Raw genomic sequence first — 18597 nt, 5'->3', positions numbered from 1 at the left:
ATCCCCTATTGAAAAAATGAAAGTTCTCATTATAGCAGACGGAAATTCATCACATACCATCAAATGGATTGTTGCTCTATCTAAGCAACAAGTCGACGTGAGTTTATGGAGCTTATCTCCAGCCAACCATAATGTTTATAAGGAGTTGGGCATTACCCACAAACACGCGGGAATTTCACAAAGCCGGACTAATATATTTGATAAGATAAAGTACATCACTGCTCTTTCAAGCTTAAAAAGTTGCTTAAACGAGATTAAGCCGCATTTATTACATGCCCATTATGCCAGTAGTTATGGTCTACTAGGCACTCTCGCAGGCTTCAAGCCGTTCATTGTTTCCGTTTGGGGAGCAGATGTGTACGACTTCCCGAAAAAAAACAGCGTCTTTAAAAGTATACTAATCTACAACCTAAAAGCTGCTGACAAAATACTTTCCACAAGCCACGTAATGGCAACTGAAACTCGGAAATACACAGATAAAGACATAACAGTAACTCCATTCGGTGTAGACTTAGAATTATTTGACCCCACGAAATATGTTCGAGACGGAGACAAACATGTGTTTACCATAGGAACAATCAAATCGCTTGAAGACAAATACGGGATCAACTACCTAATCCAAGCTTTTGCTATTTTTAAGCAACGACAAGTGGGCAATGATGTTAGACTATTAATCGTTGGGAAGGGCAGTAAGGAATCGGCACTAAAAAACCTTGCTAAGGAATTAGAGGTCGATACATATTGTGACTTTATCAACGCGGTGCCGCAACATCGAGTACCTTACTACTATAGCAACATCGATGTCGGAATATTCCCATCCATTTTAGACAGCGAAAGCTTCGGCGTTGCAGCTGTAGAAGCTTCTGCTATGTGTAAACCGACCATTGTGAGTAGTGTCGGCGGACTGAATGAGGTCGTAGTAGACGGTATTACCGGGATAAAGGTGAAACCTAAAAACGTAAAAGATTTGGCAAAAGCAATTGAATATCTATATCTGAATGCCGAGATCAGAGAAAAAATGGGGAGAGCTGGGCGCAATCGAGTAAGAGAGCTATACCACTGGCCCGACAATGTCCAGCAAATGATCAAAATATATGAACAAACGATAATTCAGTAATGGGAGATAGAAAAATTAAGATACTAGTTGTTATTGGTGCCCGTCCGCAGTTTATTAAGCACGCACCCTTTGATTTCGCAGCAAGAGACAAAATCAATATTGTAACCATCCACACAGGCCAACACTATGACTCAAATATGAGTCAGGTTTTTTTTGATCAACTGAAAATCAGAAAACCTGACTATATTTTAGCCACTGGCGGAGGCCAACATGGTGAGCAGACGGGAAGGATGTTACAAGAGATCGAACCGATTTTACTTAAAGAAACTCCGGACTATGTTTTGGTTTACGGAGACACAAATTCAACGTTGGCCGGCGCGTTGGTCGCATCAAAGTTAAACATTCCTGTCATTCACGTGGAAGCTGGTTTAAGAAGCTTTAATAAAGAGATGCCCGAAGAAATCAATCGTATCCTTACGGACCATGTGTCAAGCCTGCTTTTTACTTCTACGGAACGGGGAGTTCAGAATCTTGCCACGGAGGGTATCGAGGAAAACGTTTTCTTCACCGGCGATATTATGGCAGACGCGGTAAAGCTTGCGGAGAGCGTCATTACGAATGTCGAACCTAGACTTCATGAACCATACTATTACGTAACTATACATAGACCTTATAACACAGATGAACCTAATAGAATGCACCTGATTTTGGACGTTCTGAATCAAGCAGACCACCGTGTTGTCTTTCCTATTCACCCACGGACAAAAAACCTTTGTAAATCATTTGGTATTAGATTCGACAGCTATACAAACATCCAATTTATTGAACCTGCTTCATACTTTGACAACATTAAGTATTTGATGGATGCTGCCCACGTGATCACGGATTCGGGAGGCCTCCAAAAAGAAGCATACATACTAAAGACACCATGCATTACCATCCGATCGGAGACAGAATGGACTGAAACCCTAACAGACGCTTGGAACGTGCTTTGTTTTGACGATTTGTCGCGAATTCCAATCTTATTGAAAAGAGAAGTAGGTGTACATCACCCGACGTTGTACGGAAATGGTCAAGCGGCAACCCAAATCATTTCCTTAATCTTAGAACACTCGAACCTCAAAGGTTAATTTTAATTTTTATCGCCACTATTAGATAAGACTTTTCCTACAGACGCAGGTACAGCAATAGCTGTACCTTTTCCTTTTATAGATACTTTGTTATTCGTTACTTCCAAGCCGGAGCTCTTTACAGTATATAATCCTACATTGGCATCTTTCTCAAAGTCGATAACATTGGCGTCGATTGTAGACGATCGAGTCATAGAGAGCTGAATACCCCTAGGCATATTTGATGTGTTATCTTTGATAGTGTTTTTAACTATATTCACATCTTCCGCGTTATCATTTTCATTTAGGCCGAGCACTAAAATACCCGCTAAGTTTGCAGATGCTCCTTTTTTTGAATTTTCTATTTTGTTATTGCGGATTTGAACGCTGTGCCCATATCTAACCCAAATACCAGATTTTGAGTAGTTTGTAATTTTATTATTATCAATAATTGCGTTCAACTTTCGAAACTCTTTCGATTCGCTGCCGCTCGCACCTACATAAATCGCACCTAAACTCCCAGGACCACCGCCACAGTTGTCAATCGCATTATTGACTATCTTAATATTTGTGGCCGGCTGGCTTTTGTTGGACCACGCCGCAAACACTCCCCCTACCCAACTACCGGAAACGGAGTTATTTCTAAATGTAATGTTATTGCCTGCATGTACGTCTAGTCCTTTCCGTCTGTTATTTGCGAACCGAGAACCTTCAACCACTCCACCGTTCGTGTATTTCCTTGATCCTCTTGATGTATACCCATAACCTGGGTCGACATGTTTATCAGAGATTGATGCGTTTGGATGTCCGGTATTTATAGCTAACGAATTATCTAGTATAAATCCTTCGACATCCATGGAGTGGAAGCCTGCGGAATAGTTTGATTCAGCCTTGCAATTTCGAAATGTGATGTTTGTAGACTTTTTATATCCTAAATCTTTCGGAAAATAATCGCCATTATGGCCTACACCGATACCTACGTAATTAAAAGACTTGGCTGAACACCCTTCTATTACAACATCGTGGCTGCCATTATGTATTAGTAGCCCATATGCGACATTTCCGATATATCCGCCATTCCATACTCCCCAGGTTCCGCCAGTTTGTCCATCAAATTGAGGGAATCTACCGGAAAATCCGCCCCTGTTTTGCGATGATGTGTTATTCGAATTATTCTTATAGTAGCCCCAAAAACCCGACGTGTAGTACCCTTCTTTTGCCGTCCCTTTTTCTCCTCTACCTGTATTTCCGTCCAATTTTGGAAAGTTTCCTGCTCCAACCAGATTCAAATTTCGAATCTTGACATTCGTGCTCTTTTGGACCTCAAGTATTCCTTGAGCATGTTCTTGCACCTTAATTGTGGCCCCATTGCCTTCGAGTATTGTACCGTCCTTATTAATTAATAACAGACATGGTTGATCGTTGTTTGGAAAACCCGAGAGCTTCGTGTTCTTCCTAACTAGATAAGTTTTCTTTTCGAATGCGATATGTTTGTAATCACTATCAAGCATTTTTTGAATTGCTTCTGTATCATCTGTTTTTCCATCTCCTTTGGCTCCAAACAAACTTACCAACACCGGCCCGTCGAATTTACGCCGGTAGTAATTCCCGTTCCTGTATATGTATATAATATTGTCCACTTCACCAATATCCATTGACGACCCGTCCTCCCACGAATCAGTTAACACAAACCTCACACTGTCATTTGCATTTGAATCAAACAATATGACAACAGAGTCCACAACAGCAATGCTGCTACTTCCACTGTCAGGATCGTTTGCTATTTGGGCTGGATTCGGATCGAGGTTTAAGCTAGACTCCTTATTTATACCGATGCCTTCTGTCGAGGTTTGCTTATTAACTATGCTATTTAAAGCAAAAAACGAGACAATTAATAAGAGACTTCCAACTACGAGATACAAGTAAACCTTCTTCATAACATCTTCAATTACTACTAAAGATAACTGAACCTTAAATGGACTAACAACTTCCATGCTAATCTTGTAATAACCTTTAAAATTAATAAATAACCGGAGTCGTCTTGCCTGCGGAACGTTTATCATAAAATGTGTAATATTGCGACACCTTATTATATGCAAGCTGCAAACTAAATAAATAAAGCAAATGAAAATATGGGTGATTAATCAATACGCGGTGCCCACCAGTCTCCCTGGAATAACTCGTCATTTCGAACTAATAGACGAATGGGTCAATAGCCAATCGCTTGATGTAATAATTTGGCTATCTTCTTTTAATTATTCGCTGAGACGCTATTTATCTAAAGACGAGAGAACGCAAATAGATCGCAATCATCCCGAAATTACAATAAAATGGTGTTGGGCATTCCCCCATAAAAAAAACAATTGGAAAAGGGTAGTTAATATGCTATCGTTTTCAATAATATTCTCCCTCAAAGCACTTTTTAAGAAAAAACCGGATGTAATAATTGCTTCCTCGCCTCAAATCTTTGTGACATACGTAGCATTATTAATCGCTAAACTTTTCAAGGTACCATTTGTCTTAGAGGTTCGCGATTTGTGGCCTGAATCGTTGATAGCAATGAACAAACGGAAGCAGGGTAGCATGGCTAAGTTTTTATTTAACATTGAAGCGTCGTTATACAATAATGCGGAGCACATAATTGTGCTTACACAGTATCAAAAAGACTACATTTCTAAAAAAGGAATATCGTCTAACAAAATAGATTTGATTCCCAACGGCGTTGTGGTCGAGAAACAAATAGAAATAACAAAAGAAACAATTGATGAAGTTCGTAGGAAAATTGGAGTTTCAAAAGAAGCTTACGTTGCTATATACACTGGGGCACATGGAAATGCTAACGCTTTAGAGTCAGTAGTCAGGGCTGCGAAGTTTTTGGGAAAGGACGAGTATATAGTTTTGATTGGAGATGGGCCCGACAAACCGAACTTATTAAAGATAAAGGAGAAAGATGATTTGCAACAAGTTATTTTTCTAGAGCCAGTTCCGAAAACGGAAATCATAAAATACACCGCCGCCGCAGACTGCGGAATTATTTCTCTTGAAAATAATGACGTCTTTAAAGGCGCTAGACCAAACAAACTGTTCGACTATATGTCTTTAGGAAAGCCTGTTTTGTCAACTATAGGAGGCGAAATTGGATTCATCCTCAGCACCAACAAAGTCGGCTGGGTAGTGCCCGACAACGTTGCTCCTGATGTGGGGCTTGCTCGCTTAATACAAAGCACAAGAAGAATGCCGGCTTTGGAAAAAGAAAAGATCAGAGAAAACGGGGAAGTCTACATAAAAAACGAAGGGAATAGGCGAAAATCGGCGAGTAAGTTCCTCAGTATCATAAACGGGATAAAAAGCGATATAAAAACACAAAATTAGAATTGTGGAAATACTGTTATCAGGGGCATCTGGGTTTTTGGGAGCTATTCTCAATAAACACTTAACATCACATTTCGGATACCAAGTTACGTCTTTAGGGCACAACGGGTCAAAACTAAAAATTGACATTCGACGTCCGTTTGTATTTGATCCAGATTTGTACTTTGAAACAATCATACATGCGGCGGGTAGAGCTCATAGTATACCCAAAACACAGGCCGAAAAACAAGAGTTCTACAGCGTCAATTTTGAAGGCACGAAAAATCTATGTTTAGCTCTAGAAAAGCTAAGAAGACTACCTACAAGTTTCATTTTTCTTAGTTCGGTTGCTGTATATGGTTTAGAAGAAGGACAAAACATAACAGAGGATCATCCTCTTAACGGCGCAAGCCCATATGCAAATAGCAAAATCCTTGCAGAGAACTGGATAACAAAATGGGCCGAGGAAAGGGACGTCACGCTCGGTGTCCTTCGTCTTCCACTTGTGGCCGGCCCCAACCCTCCGGGTAATCTGGGCGCAATGATAAGTGGTATCAAATCAGGCAAGTACCTGAGTATTAGCAAGGCCAACGCGCGGAAAAGTATAGTTTGGGCGGAAGACATCGCCAAAATAATGCCTGTACTTATCGAAAAAGGTGGAATTTATAATATTACCGACGGCCACCATCCCTCATTCGGAGAATTAGAGCAAACTATTGCGCAAGCACTCAATAAACGAAAGCCGTTAAGCACCCCTTATTGGTTCGCCAAAATATTAGCTCTGGCCGGAGACATTATTGGTAGTCCATCTCCCATTAACTCAAACAAGCTTTTGAAAATGACCTCATCACTTACGTTCGATGATACCAAAGCTCAAACCATATTGAATTGGAAACCGACACCTGTTCTCAGCAAACTTGCAGAGACACTTGAATAGCTGTTTTCAGCCATATCGAATATTTTTTGTTTTCTTTGTGATTCTAATGCTTGAATAAGTTCATGTTATGCGGATAATATATTTGATTGCCTTACTCACGTCACTCACCGTGCATCGATCTGCAGTATTGGGCCAAACAGTTCCAGTAGACTCCTCACCTTATGAAGATTTTTATAGAAGGCGACAATTACTTGGTGCCGTGGATTCATCGATATCATTTATGGTGCGCCCGCTGACGTTTGCCTCATTAAGCAATGAATACGACACTTCGTTTCACGATAACTCCGGCTACCACACTACAGTTTGGAAAACCTCCGACGGGTTCGGCGAGGTAAGCCTCTTGCCGATCATATGGCAAAATCAAGTGAACACCTCCTACCCATATGGTTGGAATGATGGCCCTATGATCCCAGCGAAGGGAATACAAACCTATTTAAGCGCGGGAATATATGCAAAGTACCGATGGCTCAGCGTGCAATTTAAACCTGAAATTGTCTGGTCAGGGAATAGTACTTATGAGGGATATGGGGGACCAAATGGGCCGGATGAACAATGGTATAGGCAATTTGGGAACAATATTGATTTACCGGAGCGATTTGGAATCAGCAATTATTCGAACGCATTCCTAGGGCAGAGTAGCATTAGACTTACTCTGGACCCCATATCCATCGGGTTATCTACAGAAAACCTCTGGTGGGGTCCAGGGAAACGTAATTCAATATTGATGAGCAACACCGCTCCTGGATTTCCACATATTACGTTAAATACTTCAAAGCCTATAAGATCCTACATCGGTTCATTTGAAGGACAAATCGTAATTGGCCGGTTGACAAAATCTGGATTTCCACCTTCTTTGCTTGGAGACACATCACGGCATATGCGATATTATCGTCCGACGGCAGCGGGTCGTCGGTACTTTTCTGGAATTACAGTTAACTATCAACCACGCTGGATTCCCGGCTTTTTCCTCGGCTTTAACAGAACTTACAACTCAAATGATGGAATGGAGGGCTCTTTCGTTGACAAATATCTGCCCTTCCTTGAGCCGTTCACGGCAAGCCGTAAAATGGGGCCCGACTCCTTGGATGAAAATATATCACGGGACCAAATGATCTCGTTTTTCTTTCGTTACGTGATACCGAAAGTACAAATTGAATTCTACGGCGAATTCGCTAGAAACGACCATGCTTATGATGGACGGGATCTCCGATTGCAGCTAAATCATACCCGTGCCTATACACTCGGTTTACGCAAGCTGATTCCGCTAGAAAATTTTTGGGACGGTAACCTCCAGGTCGCCGCGGAAATGACACAAATGGCGGTAACAAATACAAAACGGATTCGTTCATCTGGCTCTTGGTACGTTCACGGAACAGTGCGTGACGGCCACACTAACTATGGTCAGGTTTTAGGAGCGGGTATGGGGCCGGGCAGCAATGTGCAGGCTGTTGACCTTAGTTGGATACGTGGACTAAAACAAGTTGGCGTGCAGTTTGAGCGCCTGGTACGCAATGAGGATTTTGCGACTTGGATAATTCAGGACTACAATCGCAATTGGGTGGACGCCAGTATCGCGGCGTTTGGCACATGGGACTACAAGCGGCTTGTTTTCAACGCACATTTGCAGTTCATCCACGCATTCAATTATCAATATGGAGTCGTCACTGATTCTAATGGTGAGTCGACCATTGACCCACAGGACATAAACAACTTACATCTCCAATTTGGCCTGATGTATCGATTTTAATAATGTTGAAGTGAGGTGGTTCAAATTAGGCTTTAAACGATAACCCATCCAACACGTACCGCCTGATCCCGATATACGCCAGCGTAAGCAAAATTAAAACACATAACGATACCTTGATTTGCGTATCAGACGCGTAGTTGGCGGCAGAGACCACCAGCATCCCCACCCCTACCTGCAACATGCCATAACACGTGGCGATCACCAGCCGGTTTCCGCCGGCCTCATTGGCCAGGTATTGGTACAGGTGCGTCCGGTGCGCCTGAAAAATATTTTCCCGCCTGGCCAGTCGGTAAATAATCGTCAGCACACTGTCTACCCCATACACCGCAAAAAACATAATATAAATAAGGTTTCCGGTGGTGAGGATCAGGCTCAGGGTCGCGAAGATCAGGACGAAGCTCATGCCTACGCTGCCAACGTCTCCTGCGAAGCACTTGGCCCGCCGCCGGAAGTTGAAGAAGGCGAAAACGGCATTGGCTATCGCGGTGCAATATAACAGCCGATCGTCGATAAAGCCAAGGTCCCGGTTGGCTAACCACAGCAGCCACAGCACGGCGAAGCTGTTCATGGCGGTGATGCCGTTGATGCCATCCATGAAATTGTAGGCGTTGATGGTGCCAATGACCAAAACCAAGGCAATGGGAATGACATACCATGAGTAATAAAACAGCTGCACTTCCGCAAAAAGCAGTAGTACGGCGACTAAATGGATAATAATCCTCAGCCTGTTGGACAGTGTGAGCATGTCATCAAGAAAGCTGATCAGCACGATAAGCGTGAGCCCACCAAAAAACAAAGGATAAACGCCACCGCTCCAGATGAACCAGGCAAGGACACCGAAATAGAAAATCACTCCTCCCCCACGGATCGTCACCTGCGTATGGCTGCTGCGCTGATTGGGCTTATCGATGATGTTGTAACGGTCAGCAATGCGGAAATACAGCAAAATGGCGGCAAAAAGCAATGCGGCTATCAACGCATAAATCATGGGGCAAATATAGCTTTTTTTGGTGGACCAATATGACAAGAAAAGCCCCGAAACGGGGAGAATCGGGGCTTTCTAACTAACCAATTATAAACCTAAATTATGAAAAGACAAACGTTAATGCTGCAAAAGTACGAAGCTTGCGCGATTTCTTAAAGCGGTAAATGTTAAGAATTGTTAAAATTAAAAAAATTTCGCACAATCGATTGATTAGTTGTAAAAACACTATTTTTGCCCGTACACCATAAATAAATACTACGCTATGTGTGGAATTGTCGGCTATACAGGCCAAAAACAAGCCTATCCCATCCTGATTGAAGGGTTGAAAAAATTGGAATACCGGGGCTATGACAGTGCAGGGGTTGCACTGCATACCGGCAACGGTATCAATGTATATAAAAAGCAGGGCAAGGTGGCGGCGTTGGAAGAGTTTGCCAACGGGCATCCGCTCGCAGCCACTACGGGCATCGGCCACACGCGCTGGGCGACACACGGCGAGCCGTCCGACCGCAATGCACACCCGCATTCCTCCGCGTCAGGAAACATCGCCCTGATACACAACGGCATTATCGAGAACTATGCTCAGCTCAAAAATGAGCTGCTGGCCAACGGATATGCCTTCAACAGCGACACCGACTCGGAGGTGCTGCTCAACTTTATCGAGGACATCAAACTCAACAACAGTTGTTCGCTCGAGGAAGCGGTGCGCATCGCCCTGAAACGGGTCACAGGCGCTTACGTCATCCTCCTCATCGATAAGGCCTATCCCGATACGATCATCGCGGCACGCAAGGGCAGCCCGCTGGTCATCGGCGTGGGGCGCAATGAGCATTTCCTTGGCTCGGATGCTTCGCCCATGCTGGCCTATACCAAGGAGGTGGTTTATATCAACGACTACGAGCTGGCCATTGTGCGGCCGGACGAGCTGGTGCTTAAAAACCTGGGCAACGAAAGCATCACCCCTTTTGTACAGAAGCTTGACCTGGAACTGGCAGCGATCGAAAAGGGGAACTTTGAGCATTTCATGCTCAAAGAAATACATGAGCAGCCGCAGACCATCCGCGACTCGCTGCGGGGCAGACTCAATATAGAGCAAAACTCGATCACGCTGAGCGGCCTGGACAGTATCGCCGACAAACTGCGCGATGCCAGCCGCATCGTCATCGTGGCCTGCGGTACCAGCTGGCACGCCGGCCTCATCGGCGAATACCTGATCGAAGAGCTATGCCGCCTCAATGTGGAGGTGGAATATGCTTCGGAATACCGGTACCGCAACCCGATCGTGTCGCCCAACGATGTCATCCTGGCGATCTCGCAGAGCGGCGAAACGGCCGATACGCTCGTGGCACTGGAGAACGCTAAGCAGCAGGGGGCTACCATCTTCGGCATCGTCAACGTGGTGGGATCGTCCATTGCCCGCATTGCCCATGCGGGTGCGTATACGCACGCCGGGCCGGAAATCGGTGTGGCCAGCACCAAGGCGTTTACCGCGCAGCTGGCCGTACTTCAGCTGATCGCCCTGAAGCTTGCTGAAATACGGGGCTCCATCTCCGCCGGATTGTTCCGTACCCTGCTCCGCGAGCTGGACGACGTACCGGCTAAGGTGGAATGGATATTGGAAAATCAGATTGAACACATCAAAACCATTGCTCGCCGCTATGAAGATGCACGGGACTTCCTATACCTCGGCCGCGGATATAACTTCCCAATCGCCCTGGAAGGGGCGTTGAAGCTGAAGGAAATTTCGTACATCCACGCTGAGGGATATCCGGCAGCGGAGATGAAGCACGGCCCGATAGCGTTGGTAGACGAACAGCTGCCGGTGGTGTTCGTGGCGACAAAGGACCCGTATCATGAAAAAATTGTGAGTAACATTCAGGAAATCAATGCCCGCAAGGGCAAGGTGGTGGCGGTGGTAACCGAAGGGGATGAAACCGTAACGGATCTTGCCGAAGCTGTAATGGTGGTGCCGCAGGCGCATGAAATCGTCGCACCGCTGCTTTCCGTCATCCCGCTGCAGCTGCTGGCGTATTACATCGGCGTGGAACGGGGACTGGATGTGGACAAGCCACGGAACCTGGCCAAATCGGTTACCGTTGAATAATACTGCGACGATGACGCCACGTAGAATGCCATTGAATGGTTTGGGATATGGGTTCATCCCCCGGGAATTCGCCGCCGAGGGCCCGGATGAGTATGCGCAACGCAACAGGCAGCAGCTGACGGCGTATGCCTACAGGCCGCTTCATGAGGCGGAAATCGAACGGCTCATCCGCAACGGAAACTACTCGCCCAATTGGGCAGACGTATGGGTGACCGACGCTTTCCTGCCCGAACAGATCCAGCAATCCAAATTTTACGGCTTCGTGCGTATCGGCGACATGGCTGCGGAGTACCTGGACTACCGCGATTTGAACCTGCCCACCGGGATCTATAACAGCGTCGTGGTGAGTTGCGACATCGGCGGACACACGGCCATTCACAACGTGCGCTACTTGGCGCATTTCATCATCGGTGATGAGGTGATGCTCTTCAACATCAATGAGATGGAGACGAGCAGCAACGCGAAATTTGGCAATGGCATCCTGAAGGACGGCGACCCCGAAAGTGGCCTCATCCAGCTGGAGCTCTGCAATGAGAACGGCGGCCGCGCCGTGCTGCCCTTTGATGGCATGCAGGCCTCGGACGTGTACCTGTGGACCCGCAACCGCCACGACAGTGTGCTTCAGGAGCGTTTCAGGGCCATTACGTTTGATAGGTTCGATTCCCGCCGGGGCTACTACAGCGTGGTGGGCCATCGTACGGTCATCAAAAACTCGCACATCATCAAGGATGTCAAAATCGGTACAGATGCGTATATCAAGGGGGTGAATAAGCTGAAGAACGTGACGGTCAACTCCATTGCCGGGGCGTTTACCCAGATCGGTGAGGGGTGTGAGCTGGTCAACGGCATCATCGGCCATGGGTGCCGCATCTTCTACGGCGTGAAGGCGGTACGGTTTATCCTGTCGTCTTTTTCGCAGCTTAAATACGGCGCGCGCCTCATCAACTCGTTTCTTGGCGATAACAGTACCATCTCGTGCTGCGAAGTGCTTAACTCGCTCATTTTTCCTGCCCATGAACAGCACCACAATAATTCGTTCCTCTGCGCATCACTGGTGATGGGGCAGAGCAACATGGCCGCGGGGGCTACCGTGGGCTCCAACCACAACTCGCGGGGCGCTGATGGTGAAATCGTGGCTGGCCGTGGCTTTTGGCCCGGCCTGTGCGTGAGCCTCAAACATAGCTCCCGCTTCGCCTCGTACACACTCATCGTTAAGGGCGACTTCATGCACGAGCTCGATATCCGACTGCCTTTTGCAATGGTGAGCCACGACGTGCCCAACGACCGCCTCGTCATCCTCCCGGCTTATTGGTTTCTGTACAACATGTATGCGCTGATGCGCAACAATACTAAATTCATCAGCCGCGACCGGCGTACGCTTAAAAACCAGTACTTTGAATATGATGTGCTGGCACCGGATACGGTCAATGAAGCGTTTGCGGCGCTGCGGGAAATGGAAGCCGCTACCGGCAGGGCGTGCTATCCTGAAGGCGGTGATATCGAAGACTGGACACGCAGGGGCCGGGAAATATTGGCGGACAATACCATCGACCTGCGGGGCCGTGAGATTCTGCTCGACAATGTGGAAAACTCAAAGCGTAAAGTGGTGCTCATCAAAGTGCGGGAGGGCTATCAGGCATACCGCCGCATGATCGAATACTATGCGGCAACTCAGCTGAAGTGGTATTTCGACAGGCACTCCTTTGCACAGCTGCAGGCTGAACACCTTTCTGAAGGGGGTGGCCTCAAACGGGAGGAATTCGAAAATATCGGCGGCCAGCTTATCCGCAAGGAGGACGTAGGCGCGCTGATGGACGACATCCGCTCGGGGGCGATCAACGACTGGAACGCCGTGCACCAACGCTACCATCAACTTAGCGACCAATACCCGGCCCGTAAGTTTGAGCACGCACTGGCCTCCCTGCTGGAAATTAAGGGAATGAACACGTCGCAGCTGACGCAAGCGTTTATCCGGCAGCTCATTGAGGAAAGTGTGGCCACCAAGCAGTGGATCTGCACCGAGATATACAAGACGCGCGCCAAGGACTATAGCAACCCGTACCGCCGCATGGTCTACGAAAACGAACAGGAGATGGATGCTGTGGTGGGGCGGCTGGAAGACAATGCATTCATCAGGCAGCAGCAGGCTGAGTATGAGCAGTACAATGCGTCCGTCAGAGCGATGGTATAATTAACGTCTCAGATGCCCATTGAAAATGTCGTGTATGGCACCACCGGTGTCGACAAATATGTGTTAGCTTTGCTTAAAAAAAAGATGAAACGGTTATTATTCTTACTGTTTGCAGTATCGGCGGCGACCGGTACTGTAACGGCGCAAAACCAGGCGGTGGGTGCTGGGCAGCGCGACAAAGCATTTTTGCTTGATTACTACCAACAGACGCTGACTGACCTTCAGCGGGCGGTCGACGGACTAAACGGAGCGCAACTGAGGTTTCAGCCGGCGCCGGATAAGTGGTCCATCAGCCAATGCCTGGAACACATCATCGCGACTGAACAGGCACTGTTGGGCTATGCGAAAAAGACCATCAGCCAGGCACCGAACCCCGAACGGCGGAGCGAAATCAACGTTTCGGACGATGACGTGATCAAGGGAATGACCGACCGTAGCTTCAAGGCGCAGGCGCCGGGAGAACTGGCGCCCAAGGAAGCCGGAAAGTATACCAATGCGGACGCAGCCATCAAGGACCTGCGCAAGCAACGCAAGGAACTGATTGGATACATTGACGGCCTTTCCTCGGACGACCTGCGCAACCGGATTGCTGATTCGCCGTTTGGTCCGGTAGATGGCTTTCATTCCTTGTTGTATATCCCGGCGCATACCGCACGGCATACATTACAGATTGAGGAGATCAAAGCAGACCGGAAGTTCCCGGCAAAATAAGGCGGCCTTCCATACCTTTATGATCGATGCAAGCCTACGCTTGCATTTTTTTTGCAACCAATCTTTACGAAGGAAATAGTACCTTTGACCCGATTGGTTGCTTCGTCCTCCCGCATTGCTCCGGGAGTAATATCGAATCGTCTTGCATGAACAAACGCCGTAAACATATCATCACCCGGTTGAACCAGTGGCGCATGCAGCGGATTTCCAACCGGAATTTCCTGGTCATCTTAGCGGTGATTGTAGGCATCATCGGCGGCATCGCGGCAGCTATACTCAAAGGGCTGACCCATTCGATCGCGGCGTTCTTGCAGGAGGATGTGCAGTGGGAATATAAGTACTACCTGTATCTTTTTTTTCCGCTTATCGGCATCCTGTTGAGCGTATTGTATGTGCGCCGGTTTATCGTGAAGGGTACGTTTGATCACGGCATGACGCCGATCATCTATGCCATATCGCGCAAATCCAGCCGCATAGAACCCCACAACGTGTATTCTCAGATCATTACCAGCGCGTTGACGGTGGGCTTCGGCGGGTCGGCCGGGCTGGAAGCTCCCATTGCTTACAGCGGCTCTGCGATCGGGGCCAACGCGGGGCGGTTTTTTGGGCTCAACTACCGGGAAGTGACCATGCTGCTGGCGTGTGGGGCTGCGGCAGGCATCGCGGGAGCGTTCAATAGCCCCGTAGCGGGAATGATCTTCGCCATTGAAATTCTGCTGCCGGAGTTTTCCATCCCTGCGTTTATCCCGCTGCTGATGGCTGCGGCTACGGCCTCGGTGGTGTCAAGGTTGCTGTACAGTGAACCGCTGTTTCACCTCGTTACGGAAGACTGGGAGTTTCAGGCATTGTTATTCTACGTCGTGCTGGCAATTGCCATCGGCGGCTTTTCCATTTATTTTGCTAAGGTAAGTACATGGGTCAAACGGATGTTTGCCAGCATCGGAAATCCGTACCGGAGAGTGGCCATAGGTGGCCTGAGCCTCGGACTGATGATCTTTCTTTTTCCTGCGCTTTACGGTGAAGGCTACCTGACCATTCAGCGGATCCTTGACGGCCGCAACGATGCGTTGCTGGCCAACAGCATCTTCGCTGGCTACGGACACATCGGTATACTCGTGGTCGTGTATGCGGTGATCACGGTGTTTGCCAAGTCGCTAGCATCGCTCGTGACCCTCAACAGTGGGGGGAATGGGGGCGTCTTCGGCCCCAGCTTGGTGATGGGTGGACTGCTGGGCTTTGCGTTTGCTTATGGCATCAACCAGACGGGGCTGATCGAGTTGAGTGTGCCCAACTTTGTGGTAGCGGGCATGGCCGGCGCGCTCTCCGGTATTATGCATGCGCCGTTGACGGCTATTTTCCTCATCGCGGAAATCACGGGTGGCTATGCGCTGATGGTGCCGCTGATGCTAGTGACGGCCATCTCATACCTGATCAACCGGGCGGCCCTCAAGTACTCCATCTATACCAAGGTGCTGGCCGAACAGGGCGACCTGCTCACCCATGAAGACAAAGACCGCACGGTGCTGAGCATGATGAAGCTGCGGTATGTGCTCGAACGGAATTTTACGATACTGCGCCCCGATGAACGGGCTACTGACCGGCGGCATGACATCATCCACACCAAACGGAATATCTTTCCCGTGGTAGATATGGACGGCAAGCTGCTGGGAATCATCTACAGCGAACGCTTATTCGAGATCCTGCTCGGCGAATATCCGGAACGGGAGGAGAAAACCATGCGCGAGCTGGCGGAAAAGCCGGTGGATATCGTGCAGATGGATGCCAACATGGAGGCCGTGATGCAGAAGATGAACAGGGAGGACATCTGGATACTCCCTGTAGTGGACGGCGACGGAAACTACATGGGCTTCGTATCCAAATCAGCGGTGTTCAACAAATACCGGGCGCTGCTGATGCGCCAGGGCACGTACCTGGAATAATGCGGGCCGAGAGCCATTGGCGTGTTTACCAAGCAGGCTTGTCCCCATTAAAAATAGCACATTTCGGATTTTATATTTGCAACCGACTGCAGACATTTGTAGGTATAAAATTGACTGCGATGCAAACACAAGCAAACATTAATTATCATCGGATTGCTGAGGCAATCGATTATATAAAAGAAAATTTCAGACTGCAACCGAGTGTAGATGCCGTTGCGGAAAAGATAAACCTTAGTCCGTCGCATTTTAAACGGTTATTTACAGAATGGGCAGGTGTAAGCCCAAAAAAATTTCTGCAATATACCAGTGTCGAATACGCCAAGCGAATGCTGAAAGAAGAACAGGCTACCTTATTTGACACCGCGTTTGAAACTGGGCTATCAAGCACAAGCCGTTTGCACGATTTGTTTGTGAATATTGAAGGAATGACGCCTGCCGAATATAAAAACGGGGGCAATAACCTGCATATTAACTACAGTTTTGCAGAAAGCCCATTTGGTTCGTTGATTGTGGCTTCTACGTTGAAAGGTATTTGCTACATGGCATTTGAAGAGGATGAAACGGCACTGGGCTGCCTTGTATCATCGTTTCCAAAGGCGAAATTCCAACGGAAATTGGACCTGTTGCAACAAAACGCGCTATTCATTTTCCAGAACGACTGGAGCAAACTCCACGAAATCAAACTGCACCTGAAAGGAACCGATTTTCAGCTGAAGGTCTGGGAAAGCCTGCTGAAAATACCAATGGGAAAATTAGCAACCTATGGCAGCATAGCAAAAAAAATCGGCAGTCCGAACGCAATGAGGGCAGTCGGCACGGCAATCGGAAGTAACCCTGTTGCTTTTTTAATTCCTTGCCACCGGGTTATCCAATCATCAGGAGCGTTCGGCGGTTATATGTGGGGGGCAACAAGAAAGGCAGCCATCATTGGTTGGGAGGGGGCAAAAATGCATTCCGGCAATTAAACGTAAAACTATGCAAGATGTAATCCAAAAGATAGCATGTGCGGATTGGCAAAGCATTACCGAAAGAATGCACCAACATGGTTATGCCAGTATACCTAATTTGCTATCAGACAAACATTGTGAAACGTTGATAGCCAACTACGGCAATTCAAGCCTATATCGGAAAACGGTAGTGATGGCACGGTATCGGTTTGGCCTGGGAGAATACAAATATTTCGACTATCCGCTTCCGGACCTGATTCAGGCAATAAGAACAGGCATCTATCCATACCTTGCGCCGATTGCAAACGCTTGGTTCAGCGCCTTGGGTTTGGACACGCAGTTTCCATTGGAACACGCAGAATTATTGCAGCAGTGCCACAATAACGGACAGCAAAAAGCAACTGTTTTAATTTTGAAATATGGACAAGGTGGTTTCAATATGTTGCACCAAGATTTATACGGAGATGTTTTTTTCCCAATCCAGATCGTTTTAATGCTGAATGAGCCTGACAAAGACTTTGAAGGCGGTGAAATGGTGCTGACACAGCAAATTCCGAGGGCACAATCCAAAGCAATTGTTTTAAAGCCGAAGAAGGGCGATGTGCTGATGTTTACAACCAACTTTAAACCCGAAAGGGGAACGAAAGGCTATTACCGCGTAAATATGAAACACGGAGTGAGTGAAGTCAAATCGGGCGAGCGCCATACGTTGGGTATTATCTTCCACGATGCGATTAGTTAAGGGTATGATACGATGAGCGGTAACAGACACAGTAATTGGCTTCCTTATGATGGGACTGTAAATTATTACGGCAAGCTATTCTCCAACGAACAGGCAGATTTTTACCTGAAGAGGCTGCTGGAAACGATCGACTGGCGGAATGATGAAGCCATTATCTTCGGTAGAAAGATAATTACCAAAAGGAAAGTCGCGTGGTATGGCGAAAAGCCTTACGAATATACCTATTCCAATACGACAAAGTATGCTTTGCCCTGGACCGATGAGTTGCTTGAGCTAAAGACGGTGATCGAAAATGAAACGGGCGAAACCTTTAATTCCTGTTTGCTTAATCTCTATCATAGCGGAGATGAGGGAATGGCTTGGCATAGCGACGGAGAAACCGATTTGAAAAAGGATGGCGCAATAGGTTCGTTGAGTTTCGGAGCGCAACGGAAGTTTGCCTTTAAGCACAAGCAGCGCAAAGAACGGATTGACCTGCTATTAGAGCACGGAAGCCTGTTGGTAATGAAAGGCACTACACAAACGCATTGGCTCCACAGATTGCCCCCGACCAAAAAAATAAGCGCACCGCGAGTGAACCTGACATTCAGGACGATTGTGGAAAGGTGAGTGTTGGTTAGCCGCTAATAAAACAGGAAAAGCGATTAAGATCGCTTTTCCTGTTTTATTAACCCCGACGGGAATCGAACCCATATCTAAAGTTTAGGAAACTTCCCTGCCTGCCGGCAGGCAGGTATTCTATCCGTTGAACTACAGGGCCATTAAAGCGACTTATT

14 protein-coding genes and 1 tRNA gene are annotated in these 18597 nt (G+C 47.3%); 12 read left to right on the top strand and 3 right to left on the bottom strand.

Annotated features, from left to right (window positions below; genetic code table 11):
- Positions 1-16: 16 nt before the first annotated feature.
- Positions 17-1117 (top strand): glycosyltransferase, encoded by a 1101-nt coding sequence (locus tag ACFOET_RS05665; protein WP_379020459.1) that lies wholly within the window; start codon positions 17-19, stop codon positions 1115-1117.
- The gene (wecB, locus tag ACFOET_RS05660) at positions 1117-2187 is read left to right on the top strand and encodes a non-hydrolyzing UDP-N-acetylglucosamine 2-epimerase (protein ID WP_379020457.1); all 1071 of its coding nucleotides are present in this window, start codon (positions 1117-1119) and stop codon (positions 2185-2187) included. The genes ACFOET_RS05665 and wecB overlap by 1 nt, the downstream gene beginning before the upstream one ends.
- 2 nt (positions 2188-2189) lie before the next feature.
- Here the strand turns inward: wecB and ACFOET_RS05655 are convergent, their stop codons facing one another.
- Entirely contained in the window at positions 2190-4160 is a 1971-nt protein-coding gene (locus ACFOET_RS05655; RefSeq protein WP_379020455.1) for a right-handed parallel beta-helix repeat-containing protein, read from the bottom strand.
- Positions 4161-4290: 130 nt separating this feature from the next.
- Between ACFOET_RS05655 and ACFOET_RS05650 the strand changes: the two genes are divergently transcribed.
- The 3 genes from ACFOET_RS05650 (at position 4291) to ACFOET_RS05640 (ending at position 8201) form a co-directional block, all read left to right on the top strand.
- Positions 4291-5538 (top strand): glycosyltransferase family 4 protein, encoded by a 1248-nt coding sequence (locus ACFOET_RS05650; protein WP_379020453.1) that lies wholly within the window; start codon positions 4291-4293, stop codon positions 5536-5538.
- Positions 5539-5542: 4 nt separating this feature from the next.
- Complete coding sequence (locus ACFOET_RS05645; protein WP_379020451.1) at positions 5543-6454, top strand: NAD-dependent epimerase/dehydratase family protein; 912 nt, start codon at positions 5543-5545, stop codon at positions 6452-6454.
- Positions 6455-6536: 82 nt separating this feature from the next.
- Positions 6537-8201, top strand: coding sequence for a capsule assembly Wzi family protein (locus ACFOET_RS05640; protein ID WP_379020449.1), 1665 nt, complete (start codon positions 6537-6539; stop codon positions 8199-8201).
- Between the two features lie 25 nt (positions 8202-8226).
- Here the strand turns inward: ACFOET_RS05640 and ACFOET_RS05635 are convergent, their stop codons facing one another.
- Positions 8227-9189 carry an MraY family glycosyltransferase gene (locus ACFOET_RS05635; RefSeq protein WP_379020447.1) on the bottom strand — a complete coding sequence of 321 codons (963 nt, stop codon included), beginning with the start codon at positions 9187-9189 and terminating at the stop codon, positions 8227-8229.
- 259 nt (positions 9190-9448) lie between these two features.
- Here ACFOET_RS05635 and glmS point away from each other — a divergent pair, with 259 nt between their 5' ends.
- The 7 genes from glmS (at position 9449) to ACFOET_RS05600 (ending at position 18430) form a co-directional block, all read left to right on the top strand.
- Positions 9449-11290 (top strand): glutamine--fructose-6-phosphate transaminase (isomerizing), encoded by a 1842-nt coding sequence (gene glmS / locus ACFOET_RS05630; RefSeq protein WP_379020445.1) that lies wholly within the window; start codon positions 9449-9451, stop codon positions 11288-11290.
- Positions 11291-11300: 10 nt separating this feature from the next.
- The gene (locus ACFOET_RS05625; RefSeq protein ID WP_379020443.1) at positions 11301-13481 is read left to right on the top strand and encodes a DUF4954 family protein; all 2181 of its coding nucleotides are present in this window, start codon (positions 11301-11303) and stop codon (positions 13479-13481) included.
- An 84-nt stretch (positions 13482-13565) separates the two neighbouring features.
- Positions 13566-14192: a DinB family protein gene (locus ACFOET_RS05620; RefSeq protein WP_379020441.1), complete on the top strand. Its 627-nt coding sequence runs from the start codon at positions 13566-13568 to the stop codon at positions 14190-14192.
- 146 nt (positions 14193-14338) lie between these two features.
- Complete coding sequence (locus ACFOET_RS05615; RefSeq protein ID WP_379020439.1) at positions 14339-16132, top strand: chloride channel protein; 1794 nt, start codon at positions 14339-14341, stop codon at positions 16130-16132.
- A 119-nt stretch (positions 16133-16251) separates the two neighbouring features.
- Positions 16252-17097: a bifunctional helix-turn-helix domain-containing protein/methylated-DNA--[protein]-cysteine S-methyltransferase gene (locus ACFOET_RS05610; protein WP_379020437.1), complete on the top strand. Its 846-nt coding sequence runs from the start codon at positions 16252-16254 to the stop codon at positions 17095-17097.
- 10 nt (positions 17098-17107) lie between these two features.
- The gene (locus tag ACFOET_RS05605; RefSeq protein ID WP_379020435.1) at positions 17108-17821 is read left to right on the top strand and encodes a 2OG-Fe(II) oxygenase; all 714 of its coding nucleotides are present in this window, start codon (positions 17108-17110) and stop codon (positions 17819-17821) included.
- Between the two features lie 12 nt (positions 17822-17833).
- Positions 17834-18430, top strand: a complete 597-nt coding sequence (locus tag ACFOET_RS05600; RefSeq protein ID WP_379020433.1) for an alpha-ketoglutarate-dependent dioxygenase AlkB family protein — start codon at positions 17834-17836, stop codon at positions 18428-18430.
- A 59-nt stretch (positions 18431-18489) separates the two neighbouring features.
- On the opposite strand, the gene ACFOET_RS05595 is transcribed toward ACFOET_RS05600, so the two are convergent.
- Positions 18490-18581 (bottom strand) — tRNA-OTHER (locus tag ACFOET_RS05595).
- Positions 18582-18597 lie beyond the last annotated feature (16 nt).

Origin of the sequence: Parapedobacter deserti, from assembly GCF_042646065.1 — a bacterium.
GTDB lineage: Bacteria > Bacteroidota > Bacteroidia > Sphingobacteriales > Sphingobacteriaceae > Parapedobacter > Parapedobacter deserti.
This window is presented reverse-complemented; position numbering and strand designations above follow the sequence as displayed.

What these genes read in the sequence shown, in the direction of transcription:
- ACFOET_RS05665 (WP_379020459.1), top strand. Translation starts at nt 17, where the DNA reads ATGAAAGTTCTCATTATAGCAGACGGAAATTCATCACATACCATCAAA.
- wecB (WP_379020457.1), top strand. Translation starts at nt 1,117, where the DNA reads ATGGGAGATAGAAAAATTAAGATACTAGTTGTTATTGGTGCCCGTCCG.
- ACFOET_RS05655 (WP_379020455.1), bottom strand. Translation starts at nt 4,160, where the DNA reads ATGGAAGTTGTTAGTCCATTTAAGGTTCAGTTATCTTTAGTAGTAATT.
- ACFOET_RS05650 (WP_379020453.1), top strand. Translation starts at nt 4,291, where the DNA reads ATGAAAATATGGGTGATTAATCAATACGCGGTGCCCACCAGTCTCCCT.
- ACFOET_RS05635 (WP_379020447.1), bottom strand. Translation starts at nt 9,189, where the DNA reads ATGATTTATGCGTTGATAGCCGCATTGCTTTTTGCCGCCATTTTGCTG.
- glmS (WP_379020445.1), top strand. Translation starts at nt 9,449, where the DNA reads ATGTGTGGAATTGTCGGCTATACAGGCCAAAAACAAGCCTATCCCATC.
- ACFOET_RS05625 (WP_379020443.1), top strand. Translation starts at nt 11,301, where the DNA reads ATGACGCCACGTAGAATGCCATTGAATGGTTTGGGATATGGGTTCATC.
- ACFOET_RS05620 (WP_379020441.1), top strand. Translation starts at nt 13,566, where the DNA reads ATGAAACGGTTATTATTCTTACTGTTTGCAGTATCGGCGGCGACCGGT.
- ACFOET_RS05615 (WP_379020439.1), top strand. Translation starts at nt 14,339, where the DNA reads ATGAACAAACGCCGTAAACATATCATCACCCGGTTGAACCAGTGGCGC.
- ACFOET_RS05610 (WP_379020437.1), top strand. Translation starts at nt 16,252, where the DNA reads ATGCAAACACAAGCAAACATTAATTATCATCGGATTGCTGAGGCAATC.
- ACFOET_RS05605 (WP_379020435.1), top strand. Translation starts at nt 17,108, where the DNA reads ATGCAAGATGTAATCCAAAAGATAGCATGTGCGGATTGGCAAAGCATT.
- ACFOET_RS05600 (WP_379020433.1), top strand. Translation starts at nt 17,834, where the DNA reads ATGAGCGGTAACAGACACAGTAATTGGCTTCCTTATGATGGGACTGTA.